This window comes from Streptomyces sp. R28, from assembly GCF_041052385.1.
Taxonomy (GTDB): domain Bacteria; phylum Actinomycetota; class Actinomycetes; order Streptomycetales; family Streptomycetaceae; genus Streptomyces.
In genome coordinates this window covers 2695096-2714511 of sequence record NZ_CP163439.1, presented here as the reverse complement: position 1 = coordinate 2714511, position 19416 = coordinate 2695096, and the positions used below count along the sequence as shown (strand labels likewise).

Below are 19416 nucleotides of genomic sequence, written 5' to 3'. Positions count from 1 at the left end.
AATGGCGCCGTCGGCCTGTCAGGATTCAGTCGGCCTGTCGGTACTCAATTCGTGGAGGTGGAGCGTGAGCGAGCCACGGTCCGCGCCGACGGTCGGTCAGGTCGTCCTCGGTCGGCGCCTGCTGGACCTGCGGGAACGCGCCGGGCTCAAGCGTGAGGAGGCCGCCCGTATCCTCCGCGTCGCCCCCGCCACGGTCCGCCGTATGGAGATGGCCGAGGTCGCGCTCAAGATCCCGTACCTCCAACTGCTCCTGAAGGCCTACGGCATCTCCGACGCGGAGGCCGACGGCTTTGTGCAACTGGCCGAGGAGGCCAACAAACCCGGCTGGTGGCAGCGGTTCCACGACATCCTGCCCGGCTGGTTCTCGATGTACGTCAGCCTGGAGGGCGCCGCCAGCCTCATCCGGTCGTACGAACCCCACTTCGTGCCCGGCCTGTTGCAGACCGAGGACTACGCGCGCGGAGTGATGAGGTCGGGCGCCATCGGCCAGACCAGCCCCGACGACATCGAGCGCCATGTCGCCCTGCGCATGCAGCGCCAGCAACTGCTCACCCGTGAGGACGCGCCCCGGCTGTGGGTCGTGATGGACGAGACCGCGCTGCGCCGCCCGGTCGGTGGCCCGGAGGTGATGCGTGCCCAGCTCGACCGGCTGCTCGAGGTCACGAAGCTGCCCAACGTGACGCTGCAGGTCGCGCCGTTCGCGAACGGGCCGCACCCCGGCACGTACGGGCCCTTCGTGCTGTTCCGATTTGCCATGTCAGAACTGCCGGACATGGTCTACAGCGAGTACCTGACCGGCGCCGTCTACCTCGACGCGCGCACCGAGGTGGCGAGCCATCTCGAGGTCATGGACCGCATGGCGGCGCAGGCCGCTACGGCACATCGCACGAAGGGGATCCTCCGGGATCTCCGCAAGGAGCTGTGAATGGATCGCATCAAGCCGCGCATACACGTCTACAACGGCATGCCCGCGCGGGACTTGGGCAGCGAGGGCTGGCACAAGCCGTGGAGCGGCGGCAACGGCGGCAACTGCCTGGAGGCGATGAAACTGGCCGACGGTCGTATCGCCGTCCGTCAGTCGACCGATCCGGACGGACCGGCGCTGATCTGCACCACGGACGAGATGACGGCGTTCATCGAGGGTGCCAAGGCGGGAGAGGCGGACTTCCTCCTTTCCTGAGCCACCTTGATCACTTGAGCCACTTGGACCACTTGAACTACTTAAAGCACTTGAGTCACTTGCCTGTCGCTCGCTCAACTTCCTTTACTTGGTGCCTAGTTGATAATCCATTGCGTCTTACGGAGTGCCTCATGATCGAGATCGACACCAGCAAGCCGCATCCCGCCCGGATGTACGACTGGTATCTCGGTGGCAAGGACAACTACCCCGTCGACGAGGCCATGGGGAAGCAGATGCTCGCCCTCGATCCGCGCGTCCCGGTGATGGCGCGGGTCAACCGCGCGTTCATGCACCGCGCCACCCGCTGGCTCGCCAAGAGCGGCGTACGCCAGTTCCTGGACATCGGCACCGGAATCCCGACCGAGCCGAACCTCCATCAGATCGCCCAGCAGATCGCCCCCGACGCGCGCGTCGTCTACTGCGACAACGACCCCATCGTGCTGGCCCACGCGGCAGCCCTGCTGCGCGGCACGGACGACGGCACCACCGAGTACCTGCAGGCCGATGTGCGCGACCCGGACGCCATCGTCGAGGGCGCGAGGAAGGTCCTGGACTTCAGCCGCCCGGTGGCCCTTTCCCTCATCGCGCTGCTGCACTTCGTCTCCGACGAGGACGGCGCGCACGAGCTGGTGAGCCGGCTGCTGTCCGAACTCCCCTCCGGCAGCTACCTGGTGATGACCCACGCGAGCGGCGACTTCACTCCCGAGGAGTCGAAGGCGGCGACGGAAAAGCTGAAGGCGGCCGGCGTCACGCTGGCCCTGCGCTCCCGTGAGGAGTTCACCCGGTTCTTCGACGGCCTCGAACTCGTCGAGCCCGGCGTCGCGGTGCCGCACCACTGGCACCCCGAACTGGGTGAGCCCGTACCCGGGCAGGATGACGGGGTCATCCCCGGGTACGGGGCGGTGGCGCGCAAGCCGTAGGCCGGGCTCACAGGTACGACATCATGCGCCGCGGAGCGTCCACCAGGCGGCTGAGGACCACCACGGGCAGCGGGGGCTGCTCCGCCTCGGCCGGGCTGAGGTTCAGCCCGTAGTAGATCTGCTCGATGGACGGCGGGCCGACCGCGAGGTTGCGTCGGACCGCCTGCGACGGCGACTCCTCACCGGTCGTCACGAGGTACGCCGCGACCATCGCGCCCGTACGGCCGACACCCGCTCCGCAGTGCACGAACACCGGGCCGGACGCCGACGAGACGACGTCGAGGAAGCGCTGCACCTGCTGGGGCGACGGCGTCTGCCCGTCACGGATCGGCAGGCGTACGGTCTTCAGCCCGGCCTTGCCCGGTTCGGCCAGCTCGGTCGCGCTCATGTGCTCGGCGCGCAGGTCGACGACGGTGGTGATGCCCATGCTCGCCAGTGCCCCGTAACCGGCGGGGGAGGGGGCGGAGCCGCGCCACAGCCGGCCGCCGCTGTCCACCGGCTGGAAGTGGTTCACGCCCTGGACGGAGCGCGTCCCGGCAGGTGCCGGGGTCTCCTCGCGGGCCAGGTACGACAGCCCCAGGATGGTGCCGGCGCCGCCCGCCCACAGGACGAGGTAGCCGATGACGATGCCGAGGAGGATCCGCAGGGCGCGCCGTGACAGCGGGCGCTTGCGGAGAGCGGGGGAGGGCAGGGTTGCGGTGAGGACAGCCATGGGCGACCCGGGGGACTAGGGGATGAGGGTCGTTGAAATCGTAACCCGGGTATGTGATCAACTGGGCGATACGTCCGTTTTGTGCGATTAGTCTCACTTGGTATGTTCAATTGCTCGGTGCACGCAGCCGGACGGTCACGGTGAGTGAGGGCGCGGTCAGCCCTCGTCGGCCTCCGCGTCGCCGACGCCGACCACCGTGAGGTGGGCGCGCTCCAGGGTCGCGTCCTCCAGGCAGCCGCGCAGCCGCATGAGGTCGTGGTCGGTGAGAGCGGGCCGTACGACCCCGGCGTACGTGCCGTTCCCCAGGTCGCCCAGGGTGGCGTGTCGCAGCGGTGCGGACGTGGAGTGCCGGCAGCTCTCCCAGATCTGCTGTGCGGCCAGAGTCTTCCCGGCGGACGACATGTCCGTGCCGCGCAGCTCGATCTGGACGACCACGGAGGTCGCCTTGTTCTCGTTGGCCTCTTCCCTCCTGGTCTGGGTGAGATCGGCGAGTCCCACGATCAGGGCGGCGACCATCGCGGCGACCAGGGTGGTGCCGAGGAGGGTGCCCGTGGCGAGACGTGAGGTACGGCCCAGGTAGGGCCCACCGCCCACCGGGGGCAGCTCCTCGAGGTCCACCAGGTCCTCGGGGGCCGCCGGGTCGGGCGCGGCGAGCACGGCCAGCCGCCCGGCCAGACGCCGCTCGGCGGGTTTCGCCGTGGCCGACGCGACCTTCCGCACCACCCAGGCGAGCCCGGACAGCAGTACGCCGGCGACCATGAGGACCGGCACGAAGACGTACGCCCGGTCCGCCGGGTCCTCCAGCCAGCGGAACCGCCTCTCCTCCTGCGCCACGGCCGGCTCGCGCAGCCGCGTCAGTACGTCCTCCTGTCGGGCGTCCAGCTCCCGCTGCCGCCGGTCGGTGTCGCGCAGCCGCTGCTCGATCCGGTTCAGCCGACCCAGCGTCACCAGGCCGAACAGCATCACCTCGACGACCAGCAGCAGCACCCCGCAGATCATCGCCCGCTGCCACTGCCAGCGGTACAGATAGACGACGAGGTAGGTGCCCGCACCGGCGGCGACCAGCGCTCCGAAGACGTACGCGATCTTCCTCATGGCGCGTCCCCCAGTCGTACGTCACCTGCCGTCCCGTCGACGGTGAGCCGGGAGCCGGGCGGGAAGCGGCGCACGGCGTCGGTGGCACCGACGACCGCGGGGAGCCCGAACTCCCTTGCCAGGACGGCCAGATGGGACAACGGGCTGCCGGTCTGGGCGACCAGGCCGGTGAGGCCGGGCAGCAGCGGGGCGAGCGCGGGGTCCAGGGTGCGCACGACCAGTACGGCGTCCGTCGGCCGGCGGCCCGTCCCGTCCCACACGGTTCCGACGACGCGCCCCGCGGACACGCCCCGCACGCCGTCGCCCCGGCCGTCTTTGGGCTCGGCGACGACCACCTGGCCGTCCGCGAGCCGGAAGGCGTCCGGCAACGGCGGCGACTGGGGCTGCGGCACGCGCGCGTGGAGGTCGCCGGGCAGGGCCCCACCGTCCAGCACGGCGGTCAGCTCCCCCCACCGCAACAGCCCGACACGCTCCATGCCGATCCCCAGCCGCCGCGCCACCTCCCGCACGAGGCGCACCTGCAGTTCCTGCACCCAGCGGATACGGAGGCGGAGGGCTTCTCGGGGTGGGAGGGCGGTGAGGGCGGTGAGGGTGGTGGGAGAGGGGGAGCGAGGGTTGGTCTGGGCGGTTGCGGTGGGGGCGATGGGTGCGGCGGTTGCGTGTGCTGTGGCGTGGGTGGCGTGGGTGGCGTGTGTGGATGGAGTGGTCTGAGCTGCGTCTGCTGGTATAGGGGAGTGAGAGGCCTCTGCGTGCCAGGTGGCCCAGGTGGTGCCTGTGTGTGGGGCGGCGTAGATGGCGAACGCCGCGCTCGTGGGGGTGCCTCGCTGTGTCCGCTCGGACTGTGCCTGTGCTTGGGCGATGACCGTCGCCCATGTTCGGTTCGTCGCCGGGGCCTCCGGTGCCGCCTGGCCGGAGTCGATCGTGGCCGGTGACGCCGTCGCCGTAGCGCCCGGCAGCCGCCCCCGTCCGCGCAGGCTCGGGGCGGTGAGGGTCAGGATCACCGGGGCCGTGACGGCCACCTGGTCGTCGGGGACGCCCAGGGCGCGGGCCTCGGCCAGGGCGGACAGGGCCGTGCCGGCCGCGGTGCGGCTCTTGGGCGGTTCGTCGAGGAGGGCTCCCGCGAGGGCCTCCTGGGCGTGCAGGGAGACCAGGACCCGGCGGGCCCAGCGGAGCTCCGTGGCCAGGGCCACGCCGGAGAGCCCGGTGGGCGACGGGATCTCGGCGAGGCGACGGTCGACGTCCGCCGCGAGGTCGGCCGCCAGCCCGGGCAGCGCGGACACGAGGCGACCCACCCGCCAGGCCGCGGTGAGCCGGCGCGCTCCCGGCGCCGGGTTGAGCAGCGCGAGCCACCGGTGCCGCGGCGGCACGGCACCCAGGAGCCGCAGATCGGCGGCGGCGCGGCCGGTGACCGTCGTGACCACGGGCACCGAGTTCAGCAGCCGGCGCGGCGCGGTACCCCCGATGTCGAGCGCGGCGGCGAGCCCACGGGCCATCGGCGCCACCCACAGGTCCTCCTCCAGCGGCGCCAACTGCTCCGGCAGCGTCTCCGCCACCGGACCGGGCCCGAGCAGTCGCGCCCCGCGTGCCGGCCGCGCCGCCATCGCGGTGATCGGCCGGCTCTGGAACAGCCACAGTCGCCCGTCCGCGTCGAACCCGAACTCGACATCCTGCGGCCCGCCGAAGACCCGGCGGGCCTGTCGCGCCAGCCGCGCCAGCCGGAACAGTTCGACGCGCGTGAGCAACGAGCCGACCCCCTCGGACGCGGCTCGCAGGGCGCCTGAGGTCTCGGTCGACGGACCGCCTGAGGACTCGGCTCGCGGCCCTGAGGACTCCGTCGGGCCCTGCGAAGAAACCGTCCGCAGGAGGCGTCCGCGGCCGCTCAGCCAGTAGTCGGTGCCGGCCTGCGCGCCGCTGACCAGGCTGTCCGGCCCGCCGCGCACCGCGCTGACCAGCATCCGGTCGGCCCGCCCCGCGACCGGGTCGGCACCGAACATCACCCCGCCGACCCGGGCCGTGAGCATGGGCTGCACCAGCACCGCCATCGGTGCCGTGGACCCGTCGGACCGGTGTGCCGAGTCGAGCACGGCCTGTACGGCCGTACGGAAATCCCGCCAGCCGCGTACGTCGAGCACCGAGGCGAACTGGCCCGCCAGGGACGACTCCGCGGTGTCCTCCTGCGGCGAGGAGGACCGTACGACGAGCGGGCGGGTGCCGCCGTCGGAGAGCTCGTCCCAGGCGCGCCGCAGGGCGACGGTGTCGCGTGCCGCCTGGTGCGGTATGACGAAACCGGGGAGCACGGGCAGCCCGGCGCGGGCCGCGCGGGCGAGGTTCGCGGCCTTGGCCCCCAGTCGCGGGAGCGCGCTGCCGGGCCGGTCCAGCGGGACGACGGCCGGGCCGTACGTCTCGGCCTTGCCCAGCGTGACGCCGCCCCGGAGTCCGTCCCCGTCGCGTGCACCTTCTCCGTGACGTTCATCGAGCGTCGTCATCGAACACCCTCCAGGACCGACCGCCAACAGGGGGGACGCGCTGGGGTGGCCCTGCGCCTGACGACGGAACGAAGGATGGGGGCGAGCCGCTGCCGTCCCGGGCCCGGGTACGACGACATCACGCCTCCTGCTCCGATGATCCCACTCCTGTTCGGACACGTGTAGCCCGGAAGTCACCTTTCGGACACATGCGAAAACACATCTGAATGCGACCGTATGCCTGGAATGAGCGATATATCCAGCTTCAGTGACTCTCGCCCGGCGGCAGAGCCCCGCACAGCGCCTCCAGTGCGGCCCCATAGGCGTGCTCCGAGGGAGTCGCGTATCCGACGACGATGCCGTCACGGATCGGCATGGCCGTCTCCGTGGCGTCCGGATGCCGGAACTCGGCGAGGCCGTCCAGGGCGATGCCCTGCCAGGTGGCCGCCTTGACCGTGGACCGCTCGGTGCCGGGCGGCAGCCGCAGCACCGCGTGCAGTCCGGCGGCGACACCGGTGACCTCGATGTGTGGCGCGTGCGTGGCGAGCGCCGCGACGAGGCGGTCCCGGCGGCTCCGGTACCGCTGCCGCATTCGCCGTACATGTCGGTCGTACGCCCCGGAGACGATGAAGTCGGCGAGGCTCAGCTGGTCGAGGGTGCTCGCCCACGCCTCGCGCTCGCCCTTGGCCGCGAGCACGTCGTCGACGTACCGCTCGGGCAGGACCATCCAGCCCAGCCGCACCGCCGGCGACAGGCTCTTGCTGACCGAGCCGATGAAGATCACTCGCTCGGGATCGAGTCCCTGGACGGCGCCGACGGGCTTGCGGTCGTAGCGGAACTCCCCGTCGTAGTCGTCCTCCAGAACCACGCCCCCACGCGCGCGTGCCCAGTCGATCACGGCGGCACGGCGCTCGGGGTGCAGCGGGCCGCCGGTCGGGAACTGATGCGCGGGCGTGAGCAGCACGGCCCGCTCGCGTTCGAGCCGGTCGACGCGTGCGCCGTCGTCGTCGAGGGGGAGCGGCACGGTCCGTACGCCCCCGGCGGCGAGGAGCTCCCGGTGGAAGCCCAGCCCGTACGCCTCCACGGCCAGCGGACCGCGCAGCACACCGTCGCCCCCGCCCCTGTCCTGGCCGAACAGCAGCCGCAGGGCGTGCGCGAAGCCGGAGCAGATCACGATCCGGCCCGGCTCGGTACGCACGCCACGCGCGCGTGCCAGGTACTCGGTCAGCGCCTCCCGCAGCTCCACGCGCCCGGCGGGATCACCGGGCCCGAAGACCTCGTTCGGCGCCTGCTGGAGCGCCCGTCGATAGGAGGTCAGCCAGATCGCACGAGGGAACGCCGACGCGTCCGGCGTGCCCTGCCGAAGGTCGTGCCGAGGTCCGCGCGCGCGTGGAGGTGTCTTACGGGGCACCCGCTCGGCGCGTCGCAGGGGTTGGGCACGCTCGGCCACCGCCGTCCCGGAGCCCTGGCGGGCGGTGAGCCAGCCCTCGGCCACCAGCTCCGCGTAAGCGTCGGCCACGGTGTTGCGGGCGACCCCCAGGTCGGCGGCGAGCGAGCGGTACGGCGGCAGCCGGGTGCCGGGCGCCAGCCGCCCACTGCGCACGGCCTCGCGCAGCGCACGGATCAGCGCGGCCCGGTGCCCGCCCGGCCTGCCCGGTCCGGATGACTCGGATGACTCGGACAGATCCAGATGCAGGTCGGCACCGATCCGCTCCGCGGAATTGACCCACGATTTCGCCATGGAAATGCACCCTACAGCCGGTCTTTTCGACCCATAGATTGATTCACATGACGACGAACACGATCCACACCAAGCCCGTCGCGTCCAGCGCCCCGTCCGGCGCCGCGTCCAGCGCCGAATCCATCAACGAGGCCGAGGCCGCCCGCACCCGCCTCGACTTCGCGAAGTCCGCGCCGAAGGTCTTCCGCGCCATCGTGGGCTTCGACGCCGCCGCCCGTGAGGGCCTGGACCCGGCGCTCGTCGAACTGATCCAGATCCGTGCCTCGCACCTCAACCACTGCGCCTACTGCCTCCACATGCACACCAACGACGCCCGCAAGGCCGGCGAGAGCGAGGACCGGCTGCACATGGTCGCCGTCTGGCGCGAGGCCCGCCACTTCTTCACCGAGAAGGAACAGGCCGCCCTGGCCCTGACGGAAGCGGTGACCCTGGTGGCCGACGGCGGGGTCTCCGACGAGGTCTACGCCCAGGCCGCAGCCCACTTCGACGAGGGGGAACTGGCGCACGTACTGGCCCTGATCCTCACGATCAACACGTGGAACAGGGTGGCGCTGGCGACGGGGAAGGTGGCGGGGACGGACGAGCGGCGTTAGGGGCCGTTCCTCGCGCCCGCGAACACCGCTGCGTCACACGGTCATGGGGCGGTCGTACGGCGAGATCGGCGACGGCAGCCGCGAACTCCCCGTCAGGTAACGGTCGACGGCCGCTGCCACCGCCCGCCCCTCGGCGATCGCCCACACGATGAGCGACTGCCCCCGGGCGGCATCCCCCGCGGCGAACACGCCGGGGACGTTCGTGGCGAACCCTGCGTCCCGGGCGATCGTGCCGCGAGGCGCCAGCTCGACCCCCAGCTCGTCGATCAGCCCGTCTTCCCGGTCGGGCCCGGTGAAGCCGAGCGCGAGCAGTACGAGGTCGGCCGGCAGCGTCCGCTCGGTGCCCGGCATCGGGCTGCGCCGGGCGTCCACCTCGGTCAGGTGCAGCGACCGTACGTGTCCGTCGGCGTCGCCCGTGAAGTGGAGCGTGGACGCTGCGAACAGTCGCGCGTCCGCGTCCGCCGCGGGCGCCGTCTCCAGATCGCGCGCCTCCTCGTGCGCGGCCGACAGACGGTAGATCTTCGGGTACGTCGGCCAGGGCTCGGCGTCCTCGTCCCGCTCGGCGCCCGGCTGGGCGTAGATGTCCAGCTGCGTCACGGACGCGGCACCCTCCCGCACGGCGGTACCCAGGCAGTCGGCCCCCGTGTCCCCACCGCCGACGATGACGACATGCTTCCCGGCGGCGGACATGGGGGACGCCTCCAGATCCCCCTCGCACACCCGGTTGGCCAGCGGCAGATACTCCATCGCCTGCTGGATGCCGCTCAACTCCCGTCCATCAAGGGGGAGTTCACGCCAGGCGGTGGCGCCCGTGGCGATCACCACGGCGTCGTAGCGCGACCGCAGCTCGGCGGCGCCGATGTCCCGCCCGACCGCCGTCGACGTACGGAACTTCGTCCCCTCGGCCTGCATCTGCTCGATCCGGCGCTCCAGATGGTGCTTCTCCATCTTGAACTCGGGGATGCCGTACCGCATCAGCCCGCCGATCCGGTCGTCCTTCTCGTACACGGCGACCGTGTGCCCCGCCCGGGTCAGCTGCTGCGCCGCCGCGAGCCCGGTGGGCCCCGACCCGATCACCGCGACCGTGCGCCCGGACAGCCGGTCCGGCGCCCTCGGGGGCGCGAACCCCTCTTCCCAGGCCCGGTCGGCGATGGCGCACTCGACGTTCTTGATGGTGACGGCCGGCTGATTGATCGCCAGCACGCATCCCGCCTCGCACGGCGCCGGACACAACCGCCCGGTGAACTCGGGGAAGTTGTTCGTCGCATGCAGCCGGTCGGCGGCTGCCCGCCAGTCCTCCCGCGACACCAGGTCGTTCCACTCGGGGATCAGATTGCCCAGCGGACAGGCGTCGTGGCAGAAGGGTATGCCGCAGTCCATACAGCGGTCGGCCTGCTTGCTGATGATGGGCAGCAACGCCCCGGGGACGTACACCTCGTCCCAGTCCTCGACCCGCTCCTCGACGGGCCGGCGCGGCCAGTCCTGGCGGGGGGTGGTCATGAAACCCTTGGGATCGGCCATGGCCGTCTTCCTCGCGTGCGCGTGTGACGTGTTGGAGCCGTGCGTCATCGGGCGGCACTCTTCCGGCAACGATACGTCCCACGGGCCACGTGCGCAGAGTGGGGGGACAGCGCTTTCTCGGTCGGGGTCGACACAGGAGGCCGGCGACAAGAGGTCAGCTGAGGGCCAGCACGTAGCACAGCGTCGCGGCGGCGGACGCGACCGTGCGGACGTGGTTCCACGCCGTCCACTCGCGCACGTACGTCGGCCAGTAGGCGGCCGCCTCCTGAGTGCCCGCCTCCAGCTTGAGCAGCGCCTCGTTGCGCGGCACGTTCGCCACCATGGTCACCCCGAACGAACCGAACAGATACAGCGCACTGCCCAGCAGCAGCGCCACCGTCCCCTCGTCCGGCCAGAGCACGAACGTCACCACGGCGATCACCGCGCACAGCACCGCCGAGCCGACGAACAGCAGCATGAACGCCGGCATCAACGCCGTGACATTGATCGCCTTCATCGCGGCCACGCCCTGCGCGGGTGGCAGCGCGGCGAGCCCACGCATCACGAACGTCGAGAAGGCACAGAAAACCCCGGCCACGAGACCGGTCCCGACCACACCGATCACGATCAGTACGAAGTACGGTCCATCAATCATGTCAACGTCAACTCCCCGCATCCCGCCGGGATCCTGCCCGGCTCCCTCCATCACTACCAGTGAAAACCTGCACGAGATCAGTGACCATGGCCGAGCGACGCGAGCACATACGCGAGCGTCCAGCAGGGCGGAGACGGGCGCTGCGGTGAACTTCGCGGCTTGAGGAGGGCGCTGTGCGGGGGGTGGTTCGCCCCAGGGGTTCGTTCCCTCGGTCCCCCGCCCCCTCCCCCCGCCCCCCGGGTCCCCCCGGCGGTTCGCCTCCCGGCCCCCGCGCGGCGGCATCGGCTCGGCTGTTCCTGGCTTCCTGGCTCCGCCGGCACTCTCAGCCGAGCCCCGACACCTCCGCCCGCCAGCCCCGCAACGTCGTCTCCACCGCCGCCGCGATCCGGCGCCGAGCCTCGTGGCGCGGCACCCCGCTCATCAGCAGCTGGTCGTACGGCGTGTCCATATGCCGTACGGACGCCACGACCGCCGAGGTCACCGCCGCCTCGGACAACGCCCGTCCCGCCGCACTCCGCCCCACCCGTCCACTGCCCCGCGCCGAGGCATGGGCGGCGATGTCCCGCGCCCGGTCCGCCGGACACCCCGGGAACAGCCGCCGTATCTCCCCCGCGAACGCCTCCACGAACCGCACGTCCTCCCGCGCCCGCCGCCGGGCGTCCCGCACCCGGCGCCGCCGCCGTGCCTCCGCGTCCGCCAGGCACCGCTCCTCGGCGCGAGCGAGCCCCGCCTCCTCGACGAGGACGCCCTGCCGCTCATAACGGCTCCTGCGTCGGTTGAACCGCACGACCACCGCCGACAGCGCACTCTCCTCTCGTGACCGACGTGTCAACGCCGTGTCGCCGCGCGACAGAAACACCAGATGCCCGAGGTCGGCACAGTCGAGACACCGCGGCGAACCATCCTCCAGCACGAGCATCTGCAACGGTCCCGCATGACACTCCGCACACTGCCGCCGCTTGAGGGGCTGGATCACGAGAAGACCGGTACGGGGCGGGGGAGTTGCGAGGGGCGCCATAGGGGGTTCATTCCCCTTGGGGCAGGCCTGGGGAACTCCCTGACCGGGGCAGCGGTGACGTCTGATCAGGCCGGGTGAACTGGGGGGCCGGGGCTGGAACACGACCTGGTGTGTCCGGGGGACGGTCTGATCCGGTGAGGGGTCGGCCTGATCGGAATCGGGGGACGGTCTGATCGTTGGCGTTGGCGTTGGCGTTGGCGAGGGAGAGGGAGAGGGCGGCGGTGACGAGGTCGGGGGCGCGGAGCGCGCCGCACCCGTGCCGCGCCCTGTCGCATCATGGGCTGTGTGCGACTCGAAGCGATCACCTGGGACCGGCTCGGCGACCTGCTGGCGGAGCGGCTGCTCGACCTGAAGCCGGCCGACGGCAGCCCTTGGCCGCGCATCGCGTTCGACGGTGCCCCGGCGGCCCACCCGGGAGACCTCGCCGAGCGCGTCGCCGAGGCGCTGCGCATGCGCGGCCGCCCCTCGCTCGCCGTCGGCACGGAGGGCTTCCTGCGCCCCGCCTCGGTCCGCCTGGAGTACGGCCACCAGGACGTGGACGCCTACTACGACGGCTGGTTCGACACCGGCGCCCTGTGGCGCGAGGTCTTCGGCCCCCTCGAACCCGACGGCGACGGTCGCGTCCTGCCCGACCTGTGGGACCCGGTCGCCGACCGAGCCACCCGCAGCTCCTACGTCCAACTCCCACCCGGCGGCGTCCTGTTGCTGCACGGCCCCCTCCTGCTGCGTCACTGGTTCCCCTTCGACCTGACCGTCCACGTCCTCCTCTCGCCTGGTGCCCTGCGCCGCCGTACCCCGGAGGCCGAGCACTGGACCCTCCCTGCCTTCGAGCGCTACGACCACGAGACCGACCCCGCCGGTACGGCGGACGTCCTGGTGCGCGCCGACGATCCGCGGCACCCGGCGTGGAGCGGTTGATCCTTGAGTAGTTGAGCCCTTGAGCCCTTGAGCCCTTGAGCCCTTGAGTGCTTGAGCTGGTGCCGGCAGCATCCCTTCTGTATGCACGTGCATTTAGTTACTCTGTCCCCATGACGACCTCCACGAGCGATCCGATCTCCTTCGACGACTCCGTCCGCTCCCTGCTCGACGGCAAAAACTTCGCCAGTGTGGCCACCCTCGGCCCCGACGGCGCCCCGCAGAACTCGGTGGTCTGGATCAAGCGCGAGGGCGACACCGTGCTCTTCTCCTCCGTCGACGCCCGTCAGAAGGTGCGCAACCTCCGCCGCGACCCCCGCATCAGCGTCTCGGTCTACGACCTCGCCAACCCCTACACCTCGGTCGAGATCCGCGGCACCGCCGAGATACTCCCGGACGAGGCCAAGCGGCTCCCCTTCGAGCTCTCGCACAAGTACCTCGGCATCGACCCGCCCGCCGAGAAGGGCGACGAGACCCGCGTGATCATCCGCGTCGTCCCGCGGAAGATCGTGGGCTTCTCGGCCTGATCGGCGCCCGCTGCCGGGGCCGTTGGCGCTCGGTTCCGGGTGCGTGTGCCGGGTGGCACGGCGAGAATGAAGGGCGCCGGGACTAGCGGTGCGCCCTGCGCCGCGCCGGCCGTCCGGCATCGGGAGGTACTCCATGACCACTGCCGGAGACATCATGCACCGTGGTGCCCAGTGGATCCCGGCCCACGAGACCCTGGACCGCGCCGCCCAGCTCATGCGCGAGCTGGGCGTCGGAGCCCTGCCCATCAGCGACCAGAACGAACGGCTCTGCGGCATCCTCACCGACCGCGACATCGTCATCGGCTGCGTGGCCGTGGGTCGCGACCCGAGCAAGGTCACCGCGGGTGAGATGGCCCACGGCACCCCCCGCTGGATCGATGCCGGCGCCGACATCAGCGACGTGCTCCGGGAGATGAAGGAGCACCAGATCCGCCGGCTCCCGGTGATCGAGAACAAGCGACTGGTCGGCATGATCAGCGAGGCCGATCTGGCCCGGAACCTGCCGGAGAACGAGGTCGCCCACTGGGCCGAGAGCGTCTACGCCAGGACCACCGCGCCGACGACGCACTGACCCGGCGAACGTCCCCTCACCTCCTGTGCCGTCTCCGTCCGGCCGACCGTGCCGGACGGAGACGCGCCGTAGTCGGTCGGCGGTCGGCGTCGACCCAAGGAAGCGTCAGAGCCATCCGTTGCGCCGGAAGCCCCGGTACAGCGCCACACACGCGACGGATATCACGCCGATGACCAGCGGATAGCCGTACGTCCAGCGCAGCTCCGGCATGTAGTCGAAGTTCATCCCGTACAGCCCGCACACCATCGTCGGTATGGCGACGATCGCGGCCCATGCCGTGATCTTCCGCATGTCCTCGTTCTGCGCGACCGTGACCTGCGCCAGGTGGGCCTGCAGGATCGAGTTCAGCAGTTCGTCGAAGGCGGCTATGTGCTCCTTGGCCCGCAGCAGATGGTCGGAGACGTCGCGGAAGTAGGCCTGTATCTCCGGCTCGACCACCCGGATCGGCCGCGTGGCCAGTTCCTCGAGCGGGCGGCTCAGCGGAACCACGGCCCGCTTCAGTTCGAGGAGTTCCCGCTTGAGCTGGTAGATCCGCCCCGGGTCGGTCCGCGCGCCGTCCGGCGCGAACACATCCGTCTCGACCTGGTCGATGTCCTCCTGCACTGAGTCGGTGACGCTCAGATAGTCGTCGACCACATGGTCCGCGATCGCGTGCAGTACCGCCGCGGGCCCCTTGGCGAGCTGCTCGGGGCTCGACTCCAGTTCCTCGCGCAACGGGCCCAGCGAGCCGTGCCGCCCGTGCCGCACCGTGATCACGAAGTCCCGGCCGACGAACACCATGATCTCGCCGGTGTTCACGACCTCGCTCGTCGCCGTGAGTTCCTCGTGCTCGACGTAGCAGACCGTCTTGAACACCGCGAACAGCGTCTCGTCGTAGCGCTCCAGCTTGGGCCGCTGATGCGCCTCGACCGCGTCCTCGACAGCCAGCGGATGCAGGGCGAACAGCTCGGCGATGCCCGCGAACTCCTGGTCCGTCGGCTCATGGAGTCCGAGCCAGACGAATCCGGCGCCGCGTTTGCGTACCTTCTGCACGACGTCGACCAGATCGCCGCTCTCCGGCACCCGCACACCGTCCCGGTACGTCACGCAGTTCACCACCGAGGAGCCCAGCGGGGACCTGGCGGGATGGCTGAGGTCGACGCGGGGGCGCCGTCGAGTCAGCCGCGCCACCTTGCGGAGGCCGCCGACCTTGCTGAGGCCTGTGACCTTCCGCAGATTCCCTGCCATGGACATCTGGATCTCCTTGCGTGGATCTCCCCATTGATGTGCGACTCGCCTCTGGGGCGCTCCAGCCCCTTCGGTTCGCTCGCGGTGCGCCGCATCTCTGCGCCGTGGCCCGCCAGTTTGCCAGGTGGGTGTGAGACGTGGGTAAGCCTGTGGGAACAGGCGGTTCCGCTTTGTTCCCGGCTGTGGATGAAGAGTCCGTGCCGAGGTCGTCACTCGGGAGGGGCGGCCGTACGGGATTCAGGGCCGTCCTGCCGAATTCCGGGCCGTCCTGCCGAGCGTCGCCCCCTCCGGACAAGCCGGGCAACTGGGATGATCGCATCATGACGCGAACCCACGGGTATCTCCTCGGCAATCGGCAGGACGAGGCGGGCGAGCGCTTCGACGCCTTCGCCACCCTCTTCGACCCCACGACGTTCCGACACCTCGAACGGCTCGGCGTCGGACCCGGCTGGCTCTGCTGGGAGGTGGGCGCCGGCGGCACCTCCGTGGTGTCCTGGCTGGCCAAGAAGGTCGGCCCGACCGGACGGGTCGTCGCGACCGACATCGACACCTCACGGCTCACCCCGGCCGCCCGTCCGCCGGTCGAGGTCCGCGTCCACGACGTGGGTGCGGACGAGCCGCCGGGGGAGGGGTTCGACCTGGTGCACGCACGGCTCGTGCTCGTGCATGTGCCGGACCGCGAACGGGCGTTGCGCTCGATGATCAGCGCCCTGCGCCCCGGCGGCCGACTCCTGATCGAGGACGCCGACCCCGCTCTGCAGCCTCTGCTCTGCCCCGACGAGTATGGCCCCGGACAGCAGCTCGCGAACCGCCTCCGCAACGGCTTCCGCACACTGCTGGCCGACCGTGGTGCCGACCTCTCCTACGGTCGCAGGCTTCCGCGTCTGCTCCGTGAGGCAGGTCTGCGCCGGGTGGAGGCCGACGCGTACTTCCCGGTCGCCTCACCTGCCTGCGCCGCCCTGGAGTCCGCCACCGTCCGCCAGATCCGCGGCCAGCTCGTCACCGAGGGCCTCGCCACCGACGAGGACATCGACCGCCACCTCGCCAATGTCGCCGCTGGTGACATGGACCTGGCCACCGCCCCGATGATCTCGGCATGGGGCCACAAGGCGTAAGCGGAGAACGGGAGTTGACCTGATGCGGCGGAGTCGGCGGAAGCCGGTCGCTGTCACTGTGCGGTGGGCGGCCTTCCACCCACCCGGTTCACCGCCAGCGCCCCGGCCCGGCACCCCTCCCGCGCCGCGTCCTCGGGCCCGGCGCCCGCGAGCAGGGCGGCGAGGAAGGCGCCCGTGAATGCGTCGCCGGCCCCCGTGGTGTCCCTCGGCGTCGCCGACGCGGCGGGGACGTGGGCGCGCACGGCACCGGACCGGGCCACCAGCGCACCGTCCACGCCCTGCTTGGCGACCACCAACGGCACGTGATGGCTCAGCTTGGCCGCCGCGTCCGCGGCGTCGGACAACCCCGTGAGCAGACACGCCTCGTCTCGGCTGGGCAGCAGGACGTCCACGCCTTCCACCAGCGCCAGGAAACGGTCGACGCCCAACTCCACGAGGAAACCGGCCGACGCCGGATCCAGGCTCACCGGCACACCACGCGCGCGTGCCGCCGCCAGAGCCACCGCCACCAGAGCCCGGCTCGGCTCGGAGAAGAGCAGGTAGCCCGAGAGATGCAGCCGGGCGACACCGTCGAGCAGCGCGTCCGACCAGTCGTCGGGGGCGAGCCGCTGGGACGCCCCGCCGTCGGTGAGGAACGTCCGCTCGGCAGCGGCGCCCGTGTCGACCAGACAGATCACCGTCCCGGTCGGCGCCTGCGGATCCACGACTAGAAGGGGCCGTACTCCGCTCGCGGTCAGCTCCCGCTCGTGCCACGCTGCCGCGTCCGTACCGACCCGCCCCAGCAGCCGCACCTCCGTACCACCCCAATGCGCGGCCCAGCAGGCCACATTGGCGCCCGCGCCGCCCGGCACCGTCCGGATGGCCGCGGCCGTGTCCGTACCCGAGGCCAGCGGCCCCCGGTGTCGGGCGATGACGTCCGTCACTACGTCCCCGACGACCAGCAGCGCGTCGCCGCGCTCGCCGGCCGGGGCGGTCCCGTCCTGCGCGCCGCCGTTCCCCGGCCCGTTCCCCGGCTCGCTCACGCCCCGGCCCAGCCCGCCGCGATCCGCCCTGCCAACCGTACGTTGCCGCGCACCGCCGCGAGATTGGCGCTCAGTGAGGCACCGTCCGTGTGCCGTACCAAGTAGTCCAGCAGGAACGGCGTGACCGCCTGGCCGGTGATGCCCTGTTCCTCGCACGCGTGCAGCGCGTCGGCCAGCACACGCGCGTGCAGCTCGGGATCCAACTGCTCTGCCTCCGACACCGGGTTGGCGACGATCAGCGCCGACTCGGGCCCGTCGAGCGCGTCCTGAGCGCGCATCACCTCGGCCGCCTCCTGAGGTGACTGAAGCGTCCAGTCCACCGGATGCCCCGAGTCGGACAGATAGAAGCCGGGGAAGTGCTCCGTGCGGTAGCCGGCGACCGCGACGCCGAGGGTCTCCAGCCGCTGCAGGGTCGCCGGGACATCCAGGATCGACTTCACGCCGGCGCACACCACGGTGATCCGTGTGCGTGCCAGCAGCCCCAGGTCGGCCGACTCGTCCTGCGTCACCGTCCACTGCCGGTGCACGCCGCCGAGCCCGCCCGTCGCGAACACCCGTACGCCCGCGAGGGCCGCCAGCAGAGCCGTCGCCGACACCGTGGTCGCCCCGCTCGCCCCGGAGGCCACCGCGAGCGGCAGATCACGGTGCCCCAGCTTGCGGATCCCGTCCTCGTTCGCGATCCGCTCCAGCTGCTCCTTGTCCAGTCCGACATGGGGCCGCCCGTCCAGCACGGCGATCGTCGCGGGAACGGCGCCCTCCTGCCGTAGGACGTCCTCCAGCTCCAACGCCACCTGCAGATTGCGCGGGCGGGGCAGCCCGTGCGCGATGATCGTGGACTCCAGGGCCACCACGGGTTGACGCGCGTTGATCGCCTCCCGCACTTCTTCGGACACCGTCAGCACCACGCGCCTGCCTCCTGTCGTTCGGTCTTCCCTCATCTCTGGCGGGCGGCCCGCCCGGTCAAACCCTTGCGGCCTGTGGGGGACGACACCAGCCTTGGATGCATGACCGACAACACGACACGTCTCGACCACGTGGTCCTGTGGGTGAGCGACCCGGCCGCCTCGGCCGAGTTCTACGAGAAGACACTCGGCATGGCGCCCGTCAGGCTCACCGAGTTCACCGCGGGCGAGGCGCCGTTTCCCTCGGTGCGCGTCAACGAGGAGACCATCCTCGACCTCATGCCGATGGCCATGGCAGAGCGCATGAAGATGCTCCCCGGTGCTGCCCGGAGCGCGGGACACCCGGTCAATCACGTCTGTCTGTCCTTGCCGGAGGCCGACTTCCAAGGGCTGCGCACCCACCTGGAGGAGCACGACGTACCCGTGTCGGACTACTCGTACGACTCCTTCGGCGCCCGCGGCAAGGCCAGGCGCAGCTTCTACTTCCGCGACCCCGACGGCAACGTCTTCGAGGCCCGGCACTACGACTAGCGCGTCAGCATGGGGGTCACGCGTGCGTGGCCCCCATGTGGCGCCGTCAGACCGTCCGTACGCCGTTCAGCGCCCATGCGGGTTCAGCACGTGCTTGATCCGGATCACGGTCGCGTCGACCGCCCTGGCGATGTGTACGCGCTCGTGCAGCGTGCCGGACCTGGCGTCGTCGTCGGTCCCGCCGGGGTCGTCCGTGACGTACAGCCGGGGATGCCGAGAGCACCGCCCCGCGCGCGTGAGCCCCATCAGTAAGTTGAGGACCGTCGCGGGTGCCACCGGAGCGTCCGGACCGTGATCCCGGGCCTCGAAGCCGACCGCGTGGACCGCGTCGACCGCGGCGTCCACCTCGGGATCCTCGAGGATCCGTTCGATCTGCTCCTCCACACCGCCCTGCGAGACGTCGACGGTCTCGCAGCCGAAGCTCCCCGCCTGGGCGAGGCGTTCGGCGTTCAGATCGCTGACGATGACGACCGTGGCGCCCAGCAACTGCGCCGACGCGACCGCCGCGAGCCCGACCGGGCCCGCCCCGGCGACGTGCACCGTCGAGCCCACGCCGGCACCGGAGCTGACCACGCGGTGGAATCCGGTCGGGAAGATGTCCGACAGCATGGTCAGGGCGAGCAGTTTCTCGCGCGCCTGGCCCCGGTCGCTCCTTGCAGTTACGGCCGGCGGCCGTCAGAAACAGCGGCGACCGGGAACACCTGGTGGTCTCCTCCACCCCAGGGCG

Annotated in this window: 20 protein-coding genes; 9 read left to right on the top strand and 11 right to left on the bottom strand. The window is 71.3% G+C overall.

The annotated features are described in order from the left end of the window. Positions 1 to 64 precede the first annotated feature (64 nt). From AB5J49_RS11915 to AB5J49_RS11905, 3 genes are all read left to right on the top strand, one after another. Positions 65 to 925, top strand: coding sequence for a helix-turn-helix transcriptional regulator (locus AB5J49_RS11915; RefSeq protein ID WP_369168558.1), 861 nt, complete (start codon positions 65 to 67; stop codon positions 923 to 925). Further along, positions 926 to 1180 (top strand): DUF397 domain-containing protein, encoded by a 255-nt coding sequence (locus AB5J49_RS11910; protein WP_369168557.1) that lies wholly within the window; start codon positions 926 to 928, stop codon positions 1178 to 1180. Positions 1181 to 1311: 131 nt separating this feature from the next. Beyond that, positions 1312 to 2100, top strand: a complete 789-nt coding sequence (locus AB5J49_RS11905) for an SAM-dependent methyltransferase (protein WP_369168556.1) — start codon at positions 1312 to 1314, stop codon at positions 2098 to 2100. Between the two features lie 7 nt (positions 2101 to 2107). Here AB5J49_RS11905 and AB5J49_RS11900 read toward each other — a convergent pair whose 3' ends face one another. From AB5J49_RS11900 to AB5J49_RS11885, 4 genes are all read right to left on the bottom strand, one after another. Then, positions 2108 to 2812 carry a dual specificity protein phosphatase family protein gene (locus tag AB5J49_RS11900; RefSeq protein ID WP_369168555.1) on the bottom strand — a complete coding sequence of 235 codons (705 nt, stop codon included), beginning with the start codon at positions 2810 to 2812 and terminating at the stop codon, positions 2108 to 2110. A gap of 156 nt (positions 2813 to 2968) precedes the next feature. Further along, positions 2969 to 3907, bottom strand: a complete 939-nt coding sequence (locus AB5J49_RS11895; RefSeq protein ID WP_369168554.1) for a hypothetical protein — start codon at positions 3905 to 3907, stop codon at positions 2969 to 2971. Continuing rightward, positions 3904 to 6393 (bottom strand): PEP/pyruvate-binding domain-containing protein, encoded by a 2490-nt coding sequence (locus AB5J49_RS11890; RefSeq protein WP_369168553.1) that lies wholly within the window; start codon positions 6391 to 6393, stop codon positions 3904 to 3906. The genes AB5J49_RS11895 and AB5J49_RS11890 overlap by 4 nt, the downstream gene beginning before the upstream one ends. 244 nt (positions 6394 to 6637) lie before the next feature. Further along, entirely contained in the window at positions 6638 to 8113 is a 1476-nt protein-coding gene (locus tag AB5J49_RS11885) for a PLP-dependent aminotransferase family protein (RefSeq protein WP_369168552.1), read from the bottom strand. Between the two features lie 47 nt (positions 8114 to 8160). Between AB5J49_RS11885 and AB5J49_RS11880 the strand changes: the two genes are divergently transcribed. Beyond that, positions 8161 to 8706 carry a carboxymuconolactone decarboxylase family protein gene (locus tag AB5J49_RS11880; protein WP_369168550.1) on the top strand — a complete coding sequence of 182 codons (546 nt, stop codon included), beginning with the start codon at positions 8161 to 8163 and terminating at the stop codon, positions 8704 to 8706. A gap of 33 nt (positions 8707 to 8739) precedes the next feature. On the opposite strand, the gene AB5J49_RS11875 is transcribed toward AB5J49_RS11880, so the two are convergent. The 3 genes from AB5J49_RS11875 to AB5J49_RS11865 all read right to left on the bottom strand — a co-directional run bounded on the left by AB5J49_RS11875 (position 8740) and on the right by AB5J49_RS11865 (position 11879). Beyond that, positions 8740 to 10227: a glutamate synthase subunit beta gene (locus tag AB5J49_RS11875; protein WP_369168549.1), complete on the bottom strand. Its 1488-nt coding sequence runs from the start codon at positions 10225 to 10227 to the stop codon at positions 8740 to 8742. A 154-nt stretch (positions 10228 to 10381) separates the two neighbouring features. Continuing rightward, the gene (locus tag AB5J49_RS11870; protein WP_369168548.1) at positions 10382 to 10861 is read right to left on the bottom strand and encodes a DUF1772 domain-containing protein; all 480 of its coding nucleotides are present in this window, start codon (positions 10859 to 10861) and stop codon (positions 10382 to 10384) included. A gap of 322 nt (positions 10862 to 11183) precedes the next feature. Continuing rightward, the gene (locus AB5J49_RS11865) at positions 11184 to 11879 is read right to left on the bottom strand and encodes a DUF2293 domain-containing protein (RefSeq protein ID WP_369168546.1); all 696 of its coding nucleotides are present in this window, start codon (positions 11877 to 11879) and stop codon (positions 11184 to 11186) included. A gap of 276 nt (positions 11880 to 12155) precedes the next feature. Here AB5J49_RS11865 and AB5J49_RS11860 point away from each other — a divergent pair, with 276 nt between their 5' ends. From AB5J49_RS11860 to AB5J49_RS11850, 3 genes are all read left to right on the top strand, one after another. Further along, positions 12156 to 12797, top strand: a complete 642-nt coding sequence (locus AB5J49_RS11860) for a uridine kinase (protein ID WP_369168545.1) — start codon at positions 12156 to 12158, stop codon at positions 12795 to 12797. Positions 12798 to 12907: 110 nt separating this feature from the next. Next, the gene (locus AB5J49_RS11855; protein WP_369168544.1) at positions 12908 to 13321 is read left to right on the top strand and encodes a PPOX class F420-dependent oxidoreductase; all 414 of its coding nucleotides are present in this window, start codon (positions 12908 to 12910) and stop codon (positions 13319 to 13321) included. 133 nt (positions 13322 to 13454) lie between these two features. After that, a complete protein-coding gene (locus AB5J49_RS11850; protein ID WP_369168543.1) occupies positions 13455 to 13892 on the top strand; it encodes a CBS domain-containing protein in 438 nt (145 codons plus the stop codon). Between the two features lie 105 nt (positions 13893 to 13997). Here AB5J49_RS11850 and corA read toward each other — a convergent pair whose 3' ends face one another. Further along, positions 13998 to 15125 carry a magnesium/cobalt transporter CorA gene (corA, locus tag AB5J49_RS11845; RefSeq protein ID WP_369168542.1) on the bottom strand — a complete coding sequence of 376 codons (1128 nt, stop codon included), beginning with the start codon at positions 15123 to 15125 and terminating at the stop codon, positions 13998 to 14000. A gap of 314 nt (positions 15126 to 15439) precedes the next feature. Between corA and AB5J49_RS11840 the strand changes: the two genes are divergently transcribed. Further along, on the top strand, positions 15440 to 16234 hold the full coding sequence (locus tag AB5J49_RS11840) for a methyltransferase (RefSeq protein WP_369168541.1): 795 nt from the start codon (positions 15440 to 15442) through the stop codon (positions 16232 to 16234). Positions 16235 to 16287: 53 nt separating this feature from the next. On the opposite strand, the gene AB5J49_RS11835 is transcribed toward AB5J49_RS11840, so the two are convergent. Then, a complete protein-coding gene (locus AB5J49_RS11835) occupies positions 16288 to 17178 on the bottom strand; it encodes a carbohydrate kinase family protein (protein WP_369175107.1) in 891 nt (296 codons plus the stop codon). A 74-nt stretch (positions 17179 to 17252) separates the two neighbouring features. Next, complete coding sequence (locus tag AB5J49_RS11830) at positions 17253 to 18161, bottom strand: pseudouridine-5'-phosphate glycosidase (protein ID WP_369168540.1); 909 nt, start codon at positions 18159 to 18161, stop codon at positions 17253 to 17255. A gap of 99 nt (positions 18162 to 18260) precedes the next feature. Here AB5J49_RS11830 and AB5J49_RS11825 point away from each other — a divergent pair, with 99 nt between their 5' ends. After that, on the top strand, positions 18261 to 18689 hold the full coding sequence (locus AB5J49_RS11825; RefSeq protein ID WP_369168539.1) for a VOC family protein: 429 nt from the start codon (positions 18261 to 18263) through the stop codon (positions 18687 to 18689). Positions 18690 to 18755: 66 nt separating this feature from the next. Here AB5J49_RS11825 and AB5J49_RS11820 read toward each other — a convergent pair whose 3' ends face one another. Then, the gene (locus AB5J49_RS11820; RefSeq protein ID WP_369168538.1) at positions 18756 to 19298 is read right to left on the bottom strand and encodes a zinc-binding dehydrogenase; all 543 of its coding nucleotides are present in this window, start codon (positions 19296 to 19298) and stop codon (positions 18756 to 18758) included. Positions 19299 to 19416: the final 118 nt, after the last annotated feature.